This is a genomic window from Streptomyces sp. NBC_01498, from assembly GCF_036327775.1.
Taxonomy (GTDB): Bacteria; Actinomycetota; Actinomycetes; order Streptomycetales; family Streptomycetaceae; genus Streptomyces.
This window is the reverse complement of the sequence record NZ_CP109598.1, coordinates 3,075,764-3,093,858: the sequence shown is the minus strand read 5'-3', so window position 1 is coordinate 3,093,858 and position 18,095 is coordinate 3,075,764. Positions and strand designations below refer to the sequence as shown.

Here is an 18,095-nt window from a genome sequence, read left to right as displayed (position 1 = left end):
CGGTCGGGACTAATGACGGAATCGTGACGGATGACGGCGGACACATCGGAATCGCTCTACGGAGGCTGATATGCAGGCGATCGTTTTCGAGGAGTACGGCGGCCCTGAGGTGCTTCAGCTCAGGGACATCGAGCAGCCGGAACCGGGGCCCGGCCAGATCCGCGCGTCCGTCCGGGCGGCGGGGGTCAATCCGGCCGATGTGAAGATCCGCAAGGGGTGGATGCAGGAGGTCATGCCGACGGAATTCCCCGCCGTCCCCGGCAGCGAGTTCTCCGGGGTCGTGCACGCCGTCGGCGACGGCGTCATCGGACTCTCCGTGGGGGACGAGGTCCTCGGCTGGTCCGTCGGCGGTGCCTACGCCCAGTACACCCTCGCCGACATCGTCGTTCCCAAGCCGGCCGGGCTGAGCTGGGACGTGGCGGCGGCACTGCCGGTCGCCGGGGAGACGGCCCGGCGGGTGCTGGACGACCTGGCCGTCGGGGCGGGCGACACGCTCCTCGTGCACGGCGCGGCCGGATCGGTCGGGTCGATGGCCGTCCAGCTCGCCGTGGCGCGCGGCGCGACGGTCATCGGCACCGCGTCCCCGGCCAACCACGACTACGTCCGGCTGCTCGGCGCCACCCCGGTGGCCTACGGGGATGGGCTGGTCGAGCGGGTGCGCGCCGTGACGCCCAAGGGCGTGGACGCCGTCTTCGACACGGCCGGCAAGGGGGCGCTGCCGGACTCGATCACCCTGCGCGGCGGCACGACGGACCGTGTCGTCACGATCGCCGACCCGACCGCCGCCGAGCACGGGGTGCCCTTCTCCGGAGGCGGTTCCACCCCAGAGGAGAAGGGGAGCGGTCTCGCCGAACAGGCCCGGCTGGCGACGGACGGCACCCTGCGGGTCCTGGTCGCGGACACCTACCCTCTCGCCGAGGCCGCCCACGCCCAGTCGGCCAGCGAGTCGGGCCACACGCGCGGCAAGCTGATCATCAAGCCCTGACCGGGACGGAGCCCGGATCCTGTCCCCAGGGCCGGACCCGGCGGTGGATCCGGCCCCTGGGCGGACCCGGCGGTGGATTCCGTCCCCGGACCCGGCGGCGGATCCGGCCCCAGCCCGCACCCGGCGGTGGATTCCGTACCCGGACCGGCGGTGGATCCTGTCCCCGGACCGGCGGTGGATTCGGCCCCAGCCCGGACCCGGCGGTGGGTTCCGTCCCCGGACCCGGCGGCGGATCCGGTCCCAGGGCGGACCCGGCGGTGGATTCCGTACCCGGACCGGACCTGCACGGAGACGGACGGAACCGGCTCTCCGCCCGCTCCGGCCCTACTCCGACTCCTGTATCGAGGGCACCACGCCCCGCTCCAGCGTGCGGATCACCCGCGCCGGGCTGCCGACCGCCAGCACTCCGGCCGGGAGGTCCTTGGTGACCACCGACCCCGCGCCGACCACCGTGTTCTCGCCGATCGTCACGCCCGGACAGACGATCACGCCACCGCCGAGCCACACGTTGTCGCCGATGGTCACGGGCAGCGCCCGCTCCCAGCCCGCCCGGCGACGCTCGGTGTCGAACTCATGGGACGGGGTGAGCAGTTGGACGTTCGGCCCTATCTGTACGTCCGCGCCGACGGTGATCGGCCCGGGGTCGAGGAAGACCGCGCCGAAGTTGATGAAGGTACGGGCGCCGATGCTGATGTAGGTGCCGAAGTCACATTGGAACGGGGGACGGATCCGTACGCCCTCGCCCACCGATCCCAGCAGCTCGCGCAGGATCCGGTCGCCTTCCTCCGCGCCGGGCATCCCGTCACCGCCCGTCCCGTTGTACGCGGCGCACAGGTCGGCCCGTCGGCGGGACTCCGCCTCCAGCTCCTCGTCGTCCGGCAGATACCAGTCGCCGGACAGCATCAGCCGCTTGTTCTCGCCCATCTCCGTGGTGTCCTCTCGTCGCGAGTTCCACCACCGTAGGCGGGTGTGCCGGAATCGTGGGGAGCCTGTGGACAACCGGCCGAGTATGCAGGTAGTGCAGTAGTTCGATATACACAGCCTGTGGACAACTCGCCACCGACGGGGCTCTGAGACCATGGACGGCGGCCCGTCCGCACGGCGGCTCGCCGTCACGGCCGCTCGTCGTCATATCGGCCGGGGCGGGACGATCGCGGGGCGGGAGGTCCGCCGGGCGATCGCCCGGCGGGACGACGACGAGGCAAGGGGAGACGGTTCCATGCCGCACGCACGGGGCGGGACAGGCGCGGGCGACCGAGCCGGCGACGGCGCGGGGGAGCGTACACCGGGACGTACGGTCGACGCCGCGTTCGCCGCCGCGCTCTACGCCGACCCGGCGGCGGACGGCGGCCGGGGCCTGGACACCGGCGCGTCCCTGCTGGCCGCCGACCCGGCGGCCGATCCCGAACTGCGCCGCCGGGGCGAGGAGTTCCTGCGCCGGGCCTGGGAACGCGGCTGGCAGCCCGCCGATGTCGTACGGCTCGTCCAGCGGGACCTCGGCGACGGCCCCGTACGCCTCGTCGCCGAGCTGATCGCGACGGAGGCGGCCCGCTACGAACGGGTGGCACCGCGCTGGGGCGCGCAGCTCGCCGAGACGGCCGAGGGCCTCGAAGCCGCGCGCAGGGGCGCCGCGCCGCCCGCCGACCGGTTCTCCGCCGCGACCACCGCGCTGGAGCTGTACCGGCTGCTCGTCCGGCTCCCGGCGATCGAGGCCGTGGGCCCGGTGCCCGGCACGCCCGTCCATCTCCCTGCCGCCGACGGCGAGCCGCGCATGCTCGCCCGGATTCGCGCCCTGCTCGCCAAGGCGGAGGGCACCGACTTCCCCGACGAGGCCGAGGCGCTGAGTGCCAAGGCCCAGGAGCTGATGGCCCGGCACAGCATCGACGAGGCCCTGCTCGCCGACCGCGCCCACCGCGCCGACGCGCCGGCCGCCTGCCGGATCGGGGTCGACGCCCCGTACGAGACGGCGAAGGCGATCCTCCTTGACTGCGTCGCCTCCGCCAACCGCTGCCGGGCGGTGTGGAACAGCGGCTTCGGCTTCTCCACCGTGGTCGGTTTCGAGCCGGATCTGGAGGTGGTGGAGCTGCTGCACACGTCGCTGCTCGTGCAGGGGACGGCGGCGATGACCCGTGCGGAGGCCGCTCAGCGGGCGTCGGGACGCAAGCGGACGAAGACGTTCCGGCAGTCGTTCCTGATGGCGTACGCCCAGCGGATCGGCGAGCGGCTCGCGACGGCCACCGAGCGGGTCACGGCGGACGCCGCGGACGCGGACGCCACCGGAGCGGCTGCCGACGCCGCCGGTACGGGCGCCGGTGGTGCCGGGCGCGCGGCGCTCGGGGACGGCCGTCTGCTGCCCGTACTCGCGGCACGGGACCTGGCGGTCAGCGACCGCGCCGAGCGGATGTTCCCCGAAACGGTGCGGACCAGGGTGCGCGGGGTGACCGACGGCGAGGGCTGGGCGCACGGCACGGCGGCGGCGGACCGGGCCCGCGTCACCTCCTCTTAAGGAGGGCGTCGCAAGGCCGTCGGCAGGGCGTCGGACTCCCGTCGTCCGGCGCCCTTCCTTGAGAGAGCGCGAAGAAAGCGGTCTCTGTCAGGGCGCCTGAATGTCCGTCGGAAGCCCGGTGGGCAGCGCGCCCGGATCCGCCTTCCTGAGGCTGTCCTTCGCCCCGCCCTCCCACGACAGCACCAGCGACTTGCCGTCGTTGGACTCGATCGACCCCATCGCGCGGTCGGTGTTCCCGTCGACGCAGGTGAGCGACAGCATCGGCTCGCCGCCCATGTCCTCCACCGAGCCCTGGCAGACGTGCTTGTCGGCGATGAGCGCGACCCGGCCCTCCTTGACGGAGAGCGTGACGGCCTTGCCGTCCGTCAGCCCCGTCCAGGAGCCTTCGAGGCCCTTGGCGTCGTCGCCGGTCGCCGGGGTGGACGCGTCGGTGCCGCCCTCCGGTCCGCCGGACGCCGATCCGCCCGGCGCGGGCGCGCCGGCGGAGCCCTTGTCCGCGGCGGGACCCGGGTCTCCGCCGTCCCCGCCGCCGCACCCGATGAGAGCGAGCGCGGCGACGAGTCCGGTCACCGCGGTGCCGGTGCGTACGAGCTTGCGCATGGTCAAGTCCCCCTTCGGTTCCACGGACCGCGCCAAGCTAGCAGGACGGCCCCGGGCCCGGTGTGGCGGCGAGTTCCGGACGAGTACGGGAACCCTGGCACCGAAAGGGCTTTCGGTGCGTCTCAGTGAATGGGTCATACGTTCGCAAGCCTGTAGTCGAGAGAACACCCCCCGTGCACGTGCATCTGCTCATGCATTGGCATGTGAACACAGCTATGATCCGAGTTAGTTGACACCTGCACCAGGCAACTCGGGGAGCGTCCTGTGCACCACGCGTACAACGGCATGGCGGCCACCGAGCTTCACGGAGTCGTCTGGAAGAAGAGCCGGCACAGCAATTCGCAGGGGTCCTGCGTGGAGTTCGCCAAACTGCCCGGCGGGGGTGTGGCGGTACGGAATTCACGCCATCCCGAAGGACCCGCCCTCGTGTACACCCGGGCCGAGATCGTGGCCATGCTGGCGGGTGTGAAGGACGGGGAGTTCGACTATCTGACGGCCTGACCGCCCGGGGGCGCCGGCCTCGCGGCGCGGGCGGACGGGGCGGACGGCGCCCGGAGCGGGCGCCGCGGCCCGTCCGCCGTCACTCGGTCGGGATCCGGAACAGCGCCCAGACCACCTTGCCGTGCAGCGAGCCGGCCAGCGGATGCCAGCCCCAGGTGTCACTGAAGGAGTCCACCAGGAACAGCCCCCGGCCGGACTCCGCCGCGAAGTCCTCCTCCGACTCGCGCGCCGTGGGGCCCGCGTAACTGGGATCGCGCACCGCGCACACCAGCCGGGTCGTCCAGCGCATCAGATGCAGCCGTACGGGCGGCTCCTGGGGTTCGCGCGGGGTGTCCGAGGGGAGCGCGTGCCGCAGCGCGTTGGTGACCAGTTCGGAGACCACCAGCGCGACGTCGTCGAACCGGTCGTCCAGCTCCCACTGGCGCAGCGTCGTCCGGGTGAACTGCCGTGCCCCGCGCACCGCTTCGTAGCGGGCGGGCAACGCACAGGACGCCGAGGTGGAGACGGCCGCGGGATCGATCGGCGGAAGCCCCTGCCTTAACGGCTCGAGCACGGTCGATCCAATCGTCCCCATGCGAGGCACTCCCCGGGATTCGCGGCCGTAGCGATACTGCGGTGGTGCACCGTCACATCACGTCAAAACACGAGCGAGCACGCAGGTGCGGCGAGCACCATGGTTCCCAATGCGCTGGGCAGATGCAAGGGCAGATGCACGTGCACGCGCCCGACTTATACCGTGATGTGGCCTTCCGGTTTATTTCTTCTCCCGACCACTTTCTGCCTCTTTCCAAAGGCTTCTCATTTCTGTAATCGAATGAGTACGGGCTGATGCGTTTGATGGCAGAATCCGGATCTCGGGGTTCGGGGGTGTCCCGAGGGTGTTTCGGGAAATATCGTGGGAGATGGACCGTATGGGGAGGGTTGGAGACGTGACCGCAGTCGAACCGGGCGGATCCGTGGTGCGGCGCATACTGCTGGGCTCACAGCTGAGGCGCCTGCGTGAGTCGCGCGGCATCACGCGTGAGGCGGCCGGTTACTCGATCCGCGCGTCCGAGTCCAAAATCAGCCGTATGGAGTTGGGGCGGGTGAGTTTCAAGTCCAGGGACATCGAGGACCTGTTGACGCTCTACGGAGTCGCCGACGAGATGGAGCGCGGCTCCCTCATCGGTCTCGCCCGTGAGGCCAACGTCGCGGGCTGGTGGCAGAGCTTCGGCGACGTGCTGCCGGGCTGGTTCCAGACGTACATCGGGCTCGAAGGCGCCGCCTCCTTGATCCGGATCTACGAAGTCCAGTTCGTGCACGGTCTGTTGCAGACCGAGGCATACGCGCACGCGGTTGTCCGGCGCGGCATGCCGAACGCGCCGCAGGCCGAGATCGACCGCCGTGTCGCGCTGCGCCAGGAGCGCCAGAAGGTGCTCGTCTCCGAACGGGCCCCGCGATTCCACGCCGTGCTGGACGAGGCCGCGCTGCGCCGCCCGTACGGCGATCGCGAGGTGATGCGCGGGCAGTTGGCCCATCTCATCGAGGTCTCCGAGCATCCGACGGTCACCCTTCAGGTGATGCCGTTCAGCTTCGGCGGGCACGCGGGTGAGAGCGGCGCGTTCACCATGCTGCGGTTCCCCGAGTCGGACCTCTCCGACCTGGTCTATCTGGAACAGCTCACCAGCGCGCTGTATCTCGACAAGCGCGAGGAAGTCACCCAGTACGAAAGGGTGATGACCCGGCTGCACGAGGACAGTCTCGGGCCGGCCGAGAGCCGCGATCTGCTCCGAGGGCTGCTCCAACTCTCCTGAAGTACATGATTGATCGTGATTGATTTTGATTGATCGTGAGTGACTGCATCGGGAGAGAGAATGGTCATGAGTGACAGCGGCCGATCGAGACGCGTCCTCTTGTATCCGGAGCGGGAATCAGACGTTCTGGAAGCTCTTCGACTCCGATGCGGCGTAAGTATGATGACGTGACATCAGTTTCCGGTTCTTGAGGTCTTGAGGTTAGGAATCGCATGTCCTTCTTCGCCGAACTCGACCAGCAGTACATCGACGGCGAGTGGCGGCCCGGCAGCGGATCGTGGGACATCATCGATTTCAACCCCTACGACGGCGAGAAGCTCGCCTCCATCGCCGTGGCGACCGCGGACGAGGTGGACCAGGCGTACCGGGCCGCCGAACGCGCGCAGGTGACGTGGGCGGAGACCAACCCGTACGTCAGGCGGCGCGTCTTCGAGCGGGCACTGCGCATCGTCGAGGACCGCGAGAAGGACATCACCGAGGCGATCATCGCCGAACTCGGCGGTACGCGCCTGAAAGCCGCGTTCGAACTGCGCCTCGCCAAAGAACTGTTGCGTGAGGCCGTACAGCTCGCGCTGCGCCCCGAGGGCCGGATCCTGCCCTCGCCCGTGGACGGCACGGAGAACCGCGTCCAGCGCGTCCCCGTCGGCGTGGTCGGCGTCATCAGCCCGTTCAACTTCCCCTTCCTGCTCTCGCTCAAGTCGGTCGCCCCGGCGCTGGCGCTCGGCAACGGCGTCGTACTGAAGCCGCACCAGTCCACCCCCATCTGCGGCGGTTCGCTGGTGGCCAAGGTGTTCGAGGACGCGGGGCTGCCCGCCGGGCTGCTGAACGTCGTCATCACCGACATCGCCGAGATCGACGACGCGCTGATCGAGCACCCGATACCCAAGGTCATCTCCTTCAGCGGCTCGGACCGGGTGGGCCGGCACGTCGCCGTCGTCTGTGCCAAGAACTTCAAGCGTTCGGTGCTCGACCTCGGCGGGAACAGCGCGCTGATCGTGCTCGCGGACGCCGATGTGGACTACGCGGTCGAGGCGGCGGTCTTCAGCAGGTACGCGTACCAGGGGCCGGTCTGCATGGCGGCCAACCGCATCCTGCTGGACCGGGCGATCGAGAAGGAGTTCACCGAGAAGTTCGTCGCCAAGGTGCGGACGCTGACCGTCGGCGACCCGGCCGACCCGGCGACGGTGATCGGCCCGCTGATCAGTTCCCAGCAGGCCGACGCGGTCGGCGCGCTGATCGAGGAGACGGTGGCGGCGGGCGCGACCGCCCTGGTGCGCGGCACGGTCGACGGCAACCTCGTCTCCCCGACGGTGCTGACGGACCTGCCCGAGGACTCGCCCGTGCTGACCCAGGAGATCCTCGGCCCGGTGGCGATCCTGCTGCCGTTCGACGGCGTGGACGAGGCGGTCAGGATCGCCAACGACACCCGGTGCGGGCTGAGCGGGGCCATCCACACCGGCGACGTGGAGCGGGGCGTCCGCGTCGCCCGGCGGATCAGGACCGGCATGATCCACATCAACGACGGCACCGGGCACCACGAGGCGATCGTGCCCTTCGGCGGCGAGAAGCACTCCGGGGCCGAGTGGGTGAACGCCGAGGCGATGGCGGACGCCTTCACCACCCAGAAGTGGATCTCGGTCCAGTACGGGCGCTCGCGCTTCCCCTTCTGACCGGCACGGCACGGCCCGGCGACCTCCGGCCCGGTGCGGCCCTGTCGCGCGTGGCCGGTACGGTGCGCCCCGGCCCCGGGGCCCTGTCGCGGCCCGGCGTGCTCCGGCCCGGTGGCCGTGTCCGACGCGTCCTCTTCAGGAGGGCGGCCCTCGTGCGCCTGGTCCGAACGACGGGCGGATGCGGCGGGCGGATGCGGCGCCCCCGGGGCGGGTTTCTCCCGTACGCCGCCTTCGGCCCCGGCCCGGAACGCGCTGTGTACTCCGTCGACGTCCCCCGTGCGACGACCGCGTAGGTATGGGGGCTCCTCCGTAGGAAGGCGATCTCGAAGCCGAGTGCCCGGTGCCCGGTGCCGGGTGCCGGGTGCCGAGCAGAATTCGACTACGGGTTGGATGGTTCGACACGGGAGGAGAGGAATCCTCTTCTCTGCCGTGGCGAGTAGCCTAGTCAAAGTTGAATAGAAGGGTGGGGCGATGTCGGCGATCCGGCTGCTGGTCCTCGGCGCGGTGCGTCAGCACGGGCGCGCGCACGGCTATCAGGTCCGCAACGACCTGGAGTTCTGGGGCGCCCACGAGTGGTCGAACGCCAAGCCCGGCTCGATCTACCACGCGCTGAAGCAGATGGCCAAGCAGGGCGAACTGCTGGCCCACGAGGTCGCGCCCAGCACGGTCGGCGGTCCGCCGCGTACGGAGTACGAGCTGACGGAGGCCGGGACCGCCGAGTACTTCCGGCTGCTGCGCGAGTCGCTGGTGGCCCACGACCAGAAGATGGACGTGCTGTCGGCGGGGATCGGCTTCATCGTGGACCTGCCGCGTGCCGAGGCGGTCGCGCTGCTGCGGGAGCGGGTGCGGGCGATCGAGGGATGGCGGGCGTCGGTGACCGAGCACTACACGCCCGAGGACGGCCCGGAGCAGCTGGGTCACATCGGCGAGATCATGAACATGTGGATCGGTCAGGCCGACTCGGGGGCGGAGTGGACGCGCGGATTCATCCGGCGCATCGAGGCCGGCGCCTATGTGTTCTCCGGCGAGGGCGACCCGTTCGTGGGTGTGCTCGCGAAGGGGGAGTCGAACCCGTATGCCACGGGTGTTCCGGCCGAGGGTGACGACGACTGACGTCGGCCGGCGCGCTCCTCCGGTTCTCGGCGGTGCGCGGGGGTCCCGGGGGATCGCGGCGGATGGCGAGGGTGAGTGGCTAATCAAGTTTGATTAATTTGCCCGCGCCAGCTATCTTTCGGCCTCGTAGTCAAGTTTGACTACGAGGTGACGGGCTGGAGGCGGAAGCAGTGACCGACACGACGGACGTGATCGTCATGGAAGGCGTACGCAAGCGGTACGGGGAGAAGGCCGCGCTCGACGGGCTGGACCTGGCGGTGGCGGGCGGCACCGTGCACGGGGTCCTCGGACCGAACGGGGCGGGCAAGACGACCGCCGTACGGGTACTGGCCACGCTCCTGCGCCACGACGAGGGGACGGCGCGGGTCGCGGGGCGCGACGTCCGTAAGGAGGCGCGCGAGGTACGGCGGCGGATCGGGCTGCTCGGCCAGCACGCGGCCGTGGACGAGGAACTGAGCGGGTGGCAGAACCTGGACATGTTCGGCCGGCTCCACCATCTGGGTGCCCGCCGGGCCGCCTCGCGCGCCGGTGAACTGCTGGAGCGCTTCGGGCTCGCCGACACCGGCCGCAAGGCGGTCAAGCGGTACAGCGGCGGGATGCGGCGCCGTCTCGACCTTGCGGCCTCGCTGATCACCGATCCGGCGGTGCTCTTCCTGGACGAGCCGACCACCGGACTCGACCCGCGCGGGCGCGCCGAGGTGTGGGCCTCCGTGCGCTCGCTGGTCGGCGGCGGTACGACCGTCCTGCTGACCACGCAGTATCTGGAGGAGGCCGACCAGTTGGCGGACCGGATCTCGGTCGTCGACGGCGGCCGGGTGATCGCCGAGGGGACGGCGGACCAGCTCAAGGCGCTGATCGGCGGTGACCGGATCGATGTCGTCGTCCGCCGCCAGGACCAACTGGCCGCCGCCGCCGAGCTGTTCGGGGACGGGGCGACGGTGGACGAGGACCGCCGGCTGATCGGTGTGCCCGCCGCCGACCGGATGGCGGCGCTCACCGGGGCCGTACAGGCGCTGGAGACGGCGGGGATCGAGGCCGAGGACATCGCGGTGCGCAGACCGACGCTGGACGAGGTCTTCCTGCGGCTGACCGGACGCCCGGCGGAGTCGCGGCAGGAGAAGGACGACCGGAAGCAGGAGCGGCCGGAGCGGCAGCAGGAGAGGGAGACGGTATGAGTACGGCGTACGCCTGGGTGCTCACCGACAGCTGGACCATGACCCGGCGGGAGCTGGCCCACTGGCGGCGGCAGCCGGTCCAGGTGGTCGTCGGGCTGGTCTTCCCGGTGATGCTGCTCCTGATGTTCGGCTATCTGATGGGCGCGGGACGGGGCGTCGAGGGCGCGTATCTCGGCCATCTCGTCCCCGGCATGCTGGCGCTGACCATGGCCTTCGGGCTGGAGGCCACGATGCTGGCCGTCACCCAGGACCTCGGCAAGGGGGTGGTGGACCGATTCCGGTCCCTGCCGATGGCGTCCTCGGCGGTGCTGGTGGGCCGCAGCGCCGCCGACATGACGCAGTCGGCGCTCAGTCTGCTCGTGATGATCGGGGTCGGCCATCTGCTCGGCTGGCGCTGGCACGGCGGAGCCGCCGCACTGCTGGGAGCGGTGGGGCTGCTGCTTCTGCTGCGCTTCGCGATGCTCTGGCTCGGCATCCATCTGGCGATGGTGGCCGGCCGGCCGGAGATGGTGCAGGCGGTGCAGATCCTGGTCTGGCCGATCGGTTTCTTCTCCAACGCCTTCGCGACGCCGGAGGCCATGCCGGGCTGGCTGGGGGCGGCGGTCGAGTGGAACCCGCTGTCGGCGACGGCGAGCGCGGTACGTGATCTGGCGGGCGTGCCGGGGCAGTTGACCGGTTCCTGGGCGGCGGAGCACGCGCATCTGCTGGCCGTGGTGTGGCCGGTGGCGCTGACCGCGCTGTTCTTCCCGCTCGCGGTGCGGCGGTTCCGGGGACTGAGCCGCTGACGGTCGTACGCGCCAAGGCCGCCGCCTCCTGCCGCCCGCCGCCCGGTCGCACCGGTCGCGACGGTCAGTGGTGGAAGGCGGTGGCGGCCGACCTGTCCCGGTCCAGCGGGTGCTGCTGGCGCCGCAGTTCCGGCAGCAGCATCCGCAGATCGGCCAGCAGCAGCGCGGCGAGGTCCGCCGAGAACCCGTTGCGGCACACCACGCGCAGCACGGACAGATCCTCCCGGTTGGCCGGGAAGGTGTACGCGGGCAGGAGCCAGCCGTGTTCGCGCAGCCGCCGGGAGACGTCGAAGACGTCGAAGTTGGTCACGTGGGGTGCGGTGGTGAAGGCGAAGACGGGCAGTTGGTCGCCGCTGGTGAGCAGCCGGAACTCGTCCATCGCGCCGATCTTCCGGGCCAGCCCCGTGGCCACGTCCCGCGCGGCCTGCTGGACGGCGCGGAAGCCGTCCCTGCCGAGCCGCAGGAACGTGTAGTACTGGGCGACCACCTGCGCGCCGGGCCGGGAGAAGTTCAGCGCGAAGGTGGGCATCTCCCCGCCCAGGTAGTTGACGCGGAAGACCAGGTCGTCCGGCAGTTCGGCGGGCGTACGCCACAGCGCCCAGCCGACGCCCGGGTAGACCAGGCCGTACTTGTGGCCGGAGGTGTTGATCGAGGAGACGCGCGGCAGCCGGAAGTCCCAGACGAGGTCCTCGTCCAGGAAGGGCGCGACCATCGCGCCGGACGCGCCGTCGACATGGACCGGGATGTCGAGACCCGAACGCGCCTGGAGGGAGTCGAGGGCGGCGCAGAGGTCCGCGACCGGTTCGTACGAGCCGTCGAAGGTCGAGCCGAGGATGGCGACGACGCCGATGGTGTTCTCGTCGCAGAGTTCGGCGGCGGCCCTCGGGTCGAGGTGGAAGCGGTCGCCCTCCATGGGAACGAGGCGTGCCTCGACCTCCCAGAAGTTGCAGAACTTCTCCCAGCAGACCTGGACGTTGACGCCCATCACGAGATTGGGCCGGGCGCTCCCCGGATAGCGGTCCTTGTTCCGCGCCGTCCAGCGGCGTTTGAGCGCGAGCCCGGCGAGCATGCACGCCTCGCTGGAGCCGGTGGTCGAACAGCCGACGGCCGTGGACGGGTCGGGTGCGTTCCAGAGATCGGCGAGCATCGTGACGCACCGCTTCTCCAGTTCGGCGGTACGCGGGTACTCGTCCTTGTCGATCATGTTCTTGTCGCGGCACTCCGCCATCAGCACCCCGGCCTGGGACTCCATCCAGGTGGTGACGAACGTCGCGAGGTTGAGCCGGGAGTTGCCGTCGAGCATCAGCTCGTCGTGGACCAGCTGGTAGGCCGTGGACGGGGGCATGGGGCCGTCCGGGAGCCGGTGCGTGGGCGGGGCGGAGGACATGCCGCTGGTCGGGTCGGCCTCGCCGAAGAAGGGGTTGAGGGAGAGCCGGCGCCGCTCGGTCTGTTCCTGCGCCGGATCGTCGGCCGGGCCTCGCACGGCGCCGCCGTCGCCGCCCTGTCCGCCGTGCTGGAGTGACATCGCTTCCCCTGTCTGCGTGGTGTCGTGGGCTCCGGGAACCGGGCTCCGGGAGCCGGGATTCTGCGGTGTCGCGCCGTCGGAACCGGTCGGAACCCTTCGGAAACCGGCGGCGTCCCCCGTCCTCCGCCGACTCAGCCGGCGAGCCCCGTCTTGATGGCCCGGGTGAACTTCACGACCCGCTCGGCCTGGACACGGGCGGCGGTCAGTGTCTGCTCGTTCACCGGCAGGTCGCCCTGGCCGGCGATGTGCGAGGTGCCGTACGGATTGCCGTCGACGAACTTCGACGCGTCCGTGTAGCCGGGCGCCACGATGATGCCGCCGAAGTGGTGGACCGAGTTGTACAGCGCCACCAGCGTCGTCTCCTGGCCGCCGTGCGGGGTCGCCGACGCGGTGAAGCCGCTGTAGACCTTGTCGGCGAGCGCGCCTTCCTGCCAGAGGCCGCCGAGCGTGTCCAGGAACTGCTTGAGCTGCGCCGCGACATTGCCGAACCGGGTGGGCGAGCCGAAGATCACGGCGTCCGCCCAGCGCACGTCGTCGGGTGTCGCCTCGGCGATGCCCGCGGTCGCCTCGATGTTGGCGACCCAGGCCGGGTTCTGCTCGATCGCCGTGCGGGGAGCCAGCTCGGCGACCCGGCGGAGCCGTACGGTCGCTCCCGCCGTCTCGGCGTCGTCGGCGAGGGCGCGGGCCATCGTGGCGAGGGTGCCGGTGGCGGAGTAGTAGATGACGGCGACGTTCACGGACGTGGACATGGTGACTACCTCGGCGGGGTCGGCGGTGCGGTGGGTGGAGCCGCGGTGGCGGACGCCGCCCCGGCGGACACGGGCCGCCGTAGCAGGGGACGTCAGGCGCGACGATACGGACAAAACGGCCCACCGGCTCGCCGGGCGTCCGTTCGGCGGCGTCCGGTCGGGGGGTCCGGCGGGTCCGCCGGTCACGCCGCCCGAGCGCCCGCCCGACACCCGTCACCGCGCCGCGCCCGCCCGCGCCGCCGCGTCCGTCCCACGCGTCCCGCGCGCCCTGCGTCGCCCGACGCGAGCGTCCCGCCACCCGCCACCCGCCACCCGGCACGCCCCCTCCCCCTCACCGCAGCGCCGTGCCCCCCGCGTCGAGCTGCATACGGGGCCGCCCGGTCACCAGCAGCCACGCGGGCAGGGTGGCCACGCACAGCAGCGGCAGCAGATTCGGGTCCGCGGCCAGCACGGCCGCCGTGAACAGGCTCAGCCAGCCCTGCCGGGTCACCGCCAGCAGCACCCCGAGCACCCCGCAGACGACCGCCACGGTCACATGCGCGCCGGGCACCAGCGCGTGGGCGCACAGCCCGAGCGCGACCCCGATGAAGACCGACGGGAAGATACGCCCGCCCCGGAAGCCGCACGCCCCCGCGACCACCAGCGCGACCGTCTTCACCACCGCCATCGCCGCGAACTGCCCCGCCGACCAGCCGTCCGGGTCGGCGGCCAGCGTCTTCACCTCGTCAAGCCCCTTGAACAGCGTGAGGTAGCCGCCGAGCGCCCCCAGCAGCCCGAGCAGCAACCCGCCCGCCGTCAGGGCGAGTACGGGATGCCCGAGGCGCCGGAAGGCGCGGTGGACGTACGGGAAGGCGTACACGGCGGCCATCCCCAGGGCCGCCGCGACCGGTGTGATGACAAGCGCGGCCAGGGCGTCGCTCCAGCGGGCGCCCGGATGGTCGGGCAGCGCGAGGTCGAAGGTCGGATGGTCGATCAGTACGGTGGTCAGCCCGCCGGCCCCGGCGGCGATCAGCGGCCCGAACAGCTTGTCCCAGAGCGAGCCCGGCCCCGGACGGGTCGCGAAGGTCTCCGTGAGGATCAGCGCGGCGGCCACGGGCGTGCCGAAGAGCGCCCCGACCGTCCCGGCGGCGGCCAGTGACACCCACAGCTCCGCCGGGGCGCCGGGCGCGGCCCGGCGGCCGAGCCAGTACGCGAGGGCGATGTTGGCCGCCGTGATCGGGTTCTCCGGCCCCAGGCTCACCCCGCCCGCCAGCGCCAGACCGGTGACGAGCAGCAGTCCGGGCACGATGCCGGGCGCCATCGGGGGGTCGACGAGCCCTGTCGTGGCGGGGTCGGGGCCGCCGTGCCCGTACACGTGCCGTACGGCGAGTCCCACCGCGAGACCGGTCGCCGTCAGCACCACGATCATCCACAGCGAGGAGTGGCGGCCGACCCCGAGCGCGTCGGGGAGCGTCCGCCAGAGCACGTGTTCCAGCAGTTCGGCCAGCTCGCTCACGCCGAGCAGGACGAGACTCGCGACCACGCCGACGAGCAGCGAGGGGAGGATCAGCGGGAGAAGCGTCCGCCCGGAAACGGACGATACGGCCGGGGCGGCCGGGCCGGACAAGGCGGCTGAGGCGTCCGGGTCGGGGGAGCCGGACGGAGCGGACGGGGTGGACGGAACGTCAGGGGCCACGCGCACACCGTAGTGGCACAAATAAGGCAAAATCCCCCATCGAACCGTGCGCTCCCGGACCGGCCGGGGCCTGACCGGAGGCGGGCGGACCGGGTGGAACCTCAAGCAGCGGTGGAGCGTTGATAGCTTTGGGCAGCCGACGACCGTCGACGGCGGCTGGACACGCCGACGTGGCGACGGCCGATTCCGACGAACGACCGACCACCGATTTCAGGAGCCCGGACCTCGTGACAACCCTTGCGCTCGGACCGAGCTGGCTCGACCCCGACTATCTGATCGGGACCTTCGGGCTGATCGGTGTCCTGGTCATCGTGTTCGCCGAATCCGGCCTGCTCATCGGCTTCTTCCTGCCGGGCGACTCGCTGCTCTTCACCACCGGCCTGCTGGTGACGGCCGGCACGCTCGACCGGCCGCTGTGGCTCGTCTGCACACTGATCGTCCTCGCGGCGATCATCGGCGACCAGGTCGGTTATCTCTTCGGCCGCAAGGTCGGACCGTCGCTCTTCAAGCGCCCCGACTCCAAGTTCTTCAAGCAGGAGAACGTCGAGAAGGCGCACGACTTCTTCGAGAAGTACGGCCCCAAGTCGCTGGTGCTGGCGCGCTTCGTGCCCATCGTGCGGACGTTCACACCGATCATCGCGGGCGTCAGCCGGATGAACTACCGCTCGTTCGTCACGTTCAACATCATCGGCGGCGTTCTCTGGGGCGCGGGCGTCACCCTGCTCGGCGCCGCGCTCGGCAAGATCGAGTTCGTGCACAAGAACATCGAGATGATCCTGATCCTGATCGTGCTGCTCTCGGTGCTGCCGATCGTGATCGAGTTCATGAGGGCGCGTTCCCACTCGAAGAAGGCCGCCGCCACGGGCGAGCCCGCCGCCCCCGCGCGGCCCGAGGGGCACCTGCCGCCCGCCGGCCCCGGGCACCCCCAGGCGCCGCGCGACTTCGAGACCCAGCAGCTGCGCGTCACCCGCGACCCGTACGGCGCGCCCCGGCCGTACGCGCCGCCGCCCGCCGACCGCGACCCGTACGGCGACACCCAGGCGCTCGGCAGTCCCCAGGCGTACGGCGCCCCGGGCGGCCGGGACCCCCACGGGGCTCCGCCCGCGTACGGCGCGCCCGGCGAGTGGGACGCCTTCGGCACATCGAACGACCCGGACGACCCGGAGGGTCCGCCGCGCGGACGCCACGCCCGCCGCTGAGGCGTACGGCCCGTCCTCTCCCGGTGCTCCGGGCGGCCGTGGCACCCACGGCTCACCGGAGCCGGGCCCGCGCCTCGCCGGACCCGGTCAGAAGCCGCGTGTCCGCTTGGCCGCGCGGCGGCTCGACCCCCGGCCCTGGCCCGGCACCTTCAGGAACAGCCGGGATATCTCGCCCCCGAAGTTCACCCCGATGGCGATCGCCAGGGCCAGCGCGGCGGCCTTCGAGAGCGACGCCAGCCCGGCGTCCACATGGTTCTGCGCCAGCCCGAGCAGACCGAAGTACGTCGCCGAACCGGGCAGCAGCGGGCCGATCGCGGCCGTGACGTACGGCAGGGCCGAGGCGAACCGGTAGCGGGACAGCAACTGCCCGAAAAGCCCCACCACACCGGCGGCCACCGCCGTCGCCGCCACCGACGAGATGCCGCCCGTGACATGCATCGCCCCGTAGACGGTCCAGGCCACGCCCCCGTTCAGCGAGACGATCAGCACGGTGGAACGTTCCTGCTGGAGCAGGACCGCGAAGGTCGCGCTCAGCACCACCGCCGCGCCGATCTGGAGCAACGGCCGTCCCTCACCGGCCTGGAGCGCCGCGTCCGGGTCGAGCTGGGCGTCCAGCTGGACCCCCAGATACAGCGCGATCAGCACACCCGTCACGATCGCGATGAAGAAGTACATGACTTCGAGGAGCCGTGCGGCGGCGGTGATGTAGTAGCCGGTCAGCCCGTCCTGCACACCCGCCACCAGGGCCCGCCCCGGCAGCAGCGCGAACAGCCCACCGGTGATCACGGCGGAAGGCCGGCCCTCCCAGTGCAGCGCCGACCCGGCCAGTGTCAGCGCCACCCCGATCAGCGCCGGGGGCATCGCGGCGGCGACGAACTGGTAGAACTCCGGCAGCCCGCGCCCCGCGCACAGCCACGCCAGCCGGTCGCCCAGCATCGCGCCGAGCGTCGCCGCGACGAACACCACCGCGTCACCGCCGACCAGCACCGACGCCGACCCGGCCAGCACCCCGCTCGCCAGGGTCAGCACCCAGCCGGGGTAGGGGTGCCGGTTCCGCCGGATCTCCGCCAGCCGCCGGTACGCCTCCTCCAGCGTGATGTCCGTGTTCTCGGTGGTGATGTCGTCGACCAGCGTGTAGACGGCCGCCAGACGCGTGTAGTCGGTGCCCCGCCTGCGTACCGTACGGCTGGCCGACACCGGGTCGTCCACCAGCGAGGGCTGGTACGAGATCGACAGCAGCGTGAAGGTGACGTTCGGCTCGCAGCGGTCGAGGCCGTACGCGCGGCTCACCGCGAACATCGCCGCCTCGACGTCCTCGGCGCCCTCGCCGCCCGCCAGCAGCAGCTCCCCGATACGCAGCGTCAGGTCGAGCACGCGTGGCACGGCGGGCCCGCCGTCGTCGTGCCGCTGCACGATCTCCGCCACCGGCCGGTCCCCGACCGGCATCCGCAGCAGCGTGCGCATCCGGTCCTGCCAGGGCGCGTCCTTCGTCAGCCGGACGACGGGCACACCCTCCGCGGGCGTGAACGCCGGGGGCGACCGCCGTGCCCGGTAGGTCTGCGGCGGGTCGAACGCCGACCGGTCGGTCTCCTGGGTGCTCTCCGCGCTCAGCCCGCGCGGGACGGCGAATTCCGAGGTGGGGCTGTCGTCCTCGCGCACGGACACCCGGTCCGTCCCGGACGGCGCGCTGAAGGCGCTGTGCGCCTCGTCGGACAAAGGCTTACGGTCCTGCGCCTCGTCCCGCTCGGCCACCACTGTGCTCGTCCTCGCTCACTGTCGTAGGTGTCCGCCCACTGTCGTACGTGCCGCTCCGGCAACG

Annotated in this window: 16 protein-coding genes; 9 read left to right on the top strand and 7 right to left on the bottom strand. The window is 71.5% G+C overall.

Annotation, left to right across the window (positions count from 1 at the left end):
- The first annotated feature begins 70 nt into the window (after positions 1-70).
- A complete protein-coding gene (locus OG875_RS13070) occupies positions 71-985 on the top strand; it encodes an NADP-dependent oxidoreductase (RefSeq protein WP_330174387.1) in 915 nt (304 codons plus the stop codon).
- A 324-nt stretch (positions 986-1,309) separates the two neighbouring features.
- Here the strand turns inward: OG875_RS13070 and OG875_RS13065 are convergent, their stop codons facing one another.
- Positions 1,310-1,909, bottom strand: coding sequence for a sugar O-acetyltransferase (locus tag OG875_RS13065; protein WP_330174386.1), 600 nt, complete (start codon positions 1,907-1,909; stop codon positions 1,310-1,312).
- Between the two features lie 154 nt (positions 1,910-2,063).
- Here OG875_RS13065 and OG875_RS13060 point away from each other — a divergent pair, with 154 nt between their 5' ends.
- Complete coding sequence (locus tag OG875_RS13060; protein WP_330174385.1) at positions 2,064-3,491, top strand: DUF2786 domain-containing protein; 1,428 nt, start codon at positions 2,064-2,066, stop codon at positions 3,489-3,491.
- Between the two features lie 87 nt (positions 3,492-3,578).
- Here OG875_RS13060 and OG875_RS13055 read toward each other — a convergent pair whose 3' ends face one another.
- A complete protein-coding gene (locus tag OG875_RS13055) occupies positions 3,579-4,091 on the bottom strand; it encodes a hypothetical protein (protein WP_330174384.1) in 513 nt (170 codons plus the stop codon).
- A 264-nt stretch (positions 4,092-4,355) separates the two neighbouring features.
- Here OG875_RS13055 and OG875_RS13050 point away from each other — a divergent pair, with 264 nt between their 5' ends.
- Positions 4,356-4,592, top strand: a complete 237-nt coding sequence (locus OG875_RS13050) for a DUF397 domain-containing protein (RefSeq protein ID WP_330174383.1) — start codon at positions 4,356-4,358, stop codon at positions 4,590-4,592.
- Positions 4,593-4,671: 79 nt separating this feature from the next.
- Here the strand turns inward: OG875_RS13050 and OG875_RS13045 are convergent, their stop codons facing one another.
- Positions 4,672-5,166 (bottom strand): ATP-binding protein, encoded by a 495-nt coding sequence (locus OG875_RS13045; RefSeq protein ID WP_330174382.1) that lies wholly within the window; start codon positions 5,164-5,166, stop codon positions 4,672-4,674.
- A gap of 337 nt (positions 5,167-5,503) precedes the next feature.
- On the opposite strand from OG875_RS13045, the gene OG875_RS13040 reads away from it, so the two are divergent.
- The 5 genes from OG875_RS13040 (at position 5,504) to OG875_RS13020 (ending at position 11,128) form a co-directional block, all read left to right on the top strand.
- Positions 5,504-6,385: a helix-turn-helix domain-containing protein gene (locus OG875_RS13040; RefSeq protein ID WP_330174381.1), complete on the top strand. Its 882-nt coding sequence runs from the start codon at positions 5,504-5,506 to the stop codon at positions 6,383-6,385.
- A 212-nt stretch (positions 6,386-6,597) separates the two neighbouring features.
- Entirely contained in the window at positions 6,598-8,055 is a 1,458-nt protein-coding gene (locus OG875_RS13035) for an aldehyde dehydrogenase family protein (protein WP_330174380.1), read from the top strand.
- Positions 8,056-8,526: 471 nt separating this feature from the next.
- Complete coding sequence (locus tag OG875_RS13030; RefSeq protein ID WP_330174379.1) at positions 8,527-9,168, top strand: PadR family transcriptional regulator; 642 nt, start codon at positions 8,527-8,529, stop codon at positions 9,166-9,168.
- Positions 9,169-9,365: 197 nt separating this feature from the next.
- Entirely contained in the window at positions 9,366-10,343 is a 978-nt protein-coding gene (locus OG875_RS13025; protein ID WP_330177733.1) for an ATP-binding cassette domain-containing protein, read from the top strand.
- Complete coding sequence (locus OG875_RS13020) at positions 10,340-11,128, top strand: ABC transporter permease (protein ID WP_330174378.1); 789 nt, start codon at positions 10,340-10,342, stop codon at positions 11,126-11,128. Before OG875_RS13025 ends, OG875_RS13020 begins: the two co-directional genes overlap by 4 nt.
- Positions 11,129-11,192: 64 nt before the next feature.
- Here the strand turns inward: OG875_RS13020 and OG875_RS13015 are convergent, their stop codons facing one another.
- The 3 genes from OG875_RS13015 to OG875_RS13005 form a co-directional block, all read right to left on the bottom strand.
- A complete protein-coding gene (locus OG875_RS13015) occupies positions 11,193-12,653 on the bottom strand; it encodes a glutamate decarboxylase (RefSeq protein WP_330174377.1) in 1,461 nt (486 codons plus the stop codon).
- Between the two features lie 131 nt (positions 12,654-12,784).
- Positions 12,785-13,402: an NAD(P)H:quinone oxidoreductase gene (gene wrbA, locus OG875_RS13010; RefSeq protein WP_330174376.1), complete on the bottom strand. Its 618-nt coding sequence runs from the start codon at positions 13,400-13,402 to the stop codon at positions 12,785-12,787.
- A gap of 331 nt (positions 13,403-13,733) precedes the next feature.
- Positions 13,734-15,008, bottom strand: a complete 1,275-nt coding sequence (locus tag OG875_RS13005; protein WP_330177732.1) for an ion channel protein — start codon at positions 15,006-15,008, stop codon at positions 13,734-13,736.
- A 296-nt stretch (positions 15,009-15,304) separates the two neighbouring features.
- Between OG875_RS13005 and OG875_RS13000 the strand changes: the two genes are divergently transcribed.
- Positions 15,305-16,276 (top strand): DedA family protein, encoded by a 972-nt coding sequence (locus OG875_RS13000; RefSeq protein WP_330174375.1) that lies wholly within the window; start codon positions 15,305-15,307, stop codon positions 16,274-16,276.
- 87 nt (positions 16,277-16,363) lie between these two features.
- Here the strand turns inward: OG875_RS13000 and OG875_RS12995 are convergent, their stop codons facing one another.
- A complete protein-coding gene (locus OG875_RS12995; RefSeq protein WP_330174374.1) occupies positions 16,364-18,031 on the bottom strand; it encodes a threonine/serine ThrE exporter family protein in 1,668 nt (555 codons plus the stop codon).
- Positions 18,032-18,095 lie beyond the last annotated feature (64 nt).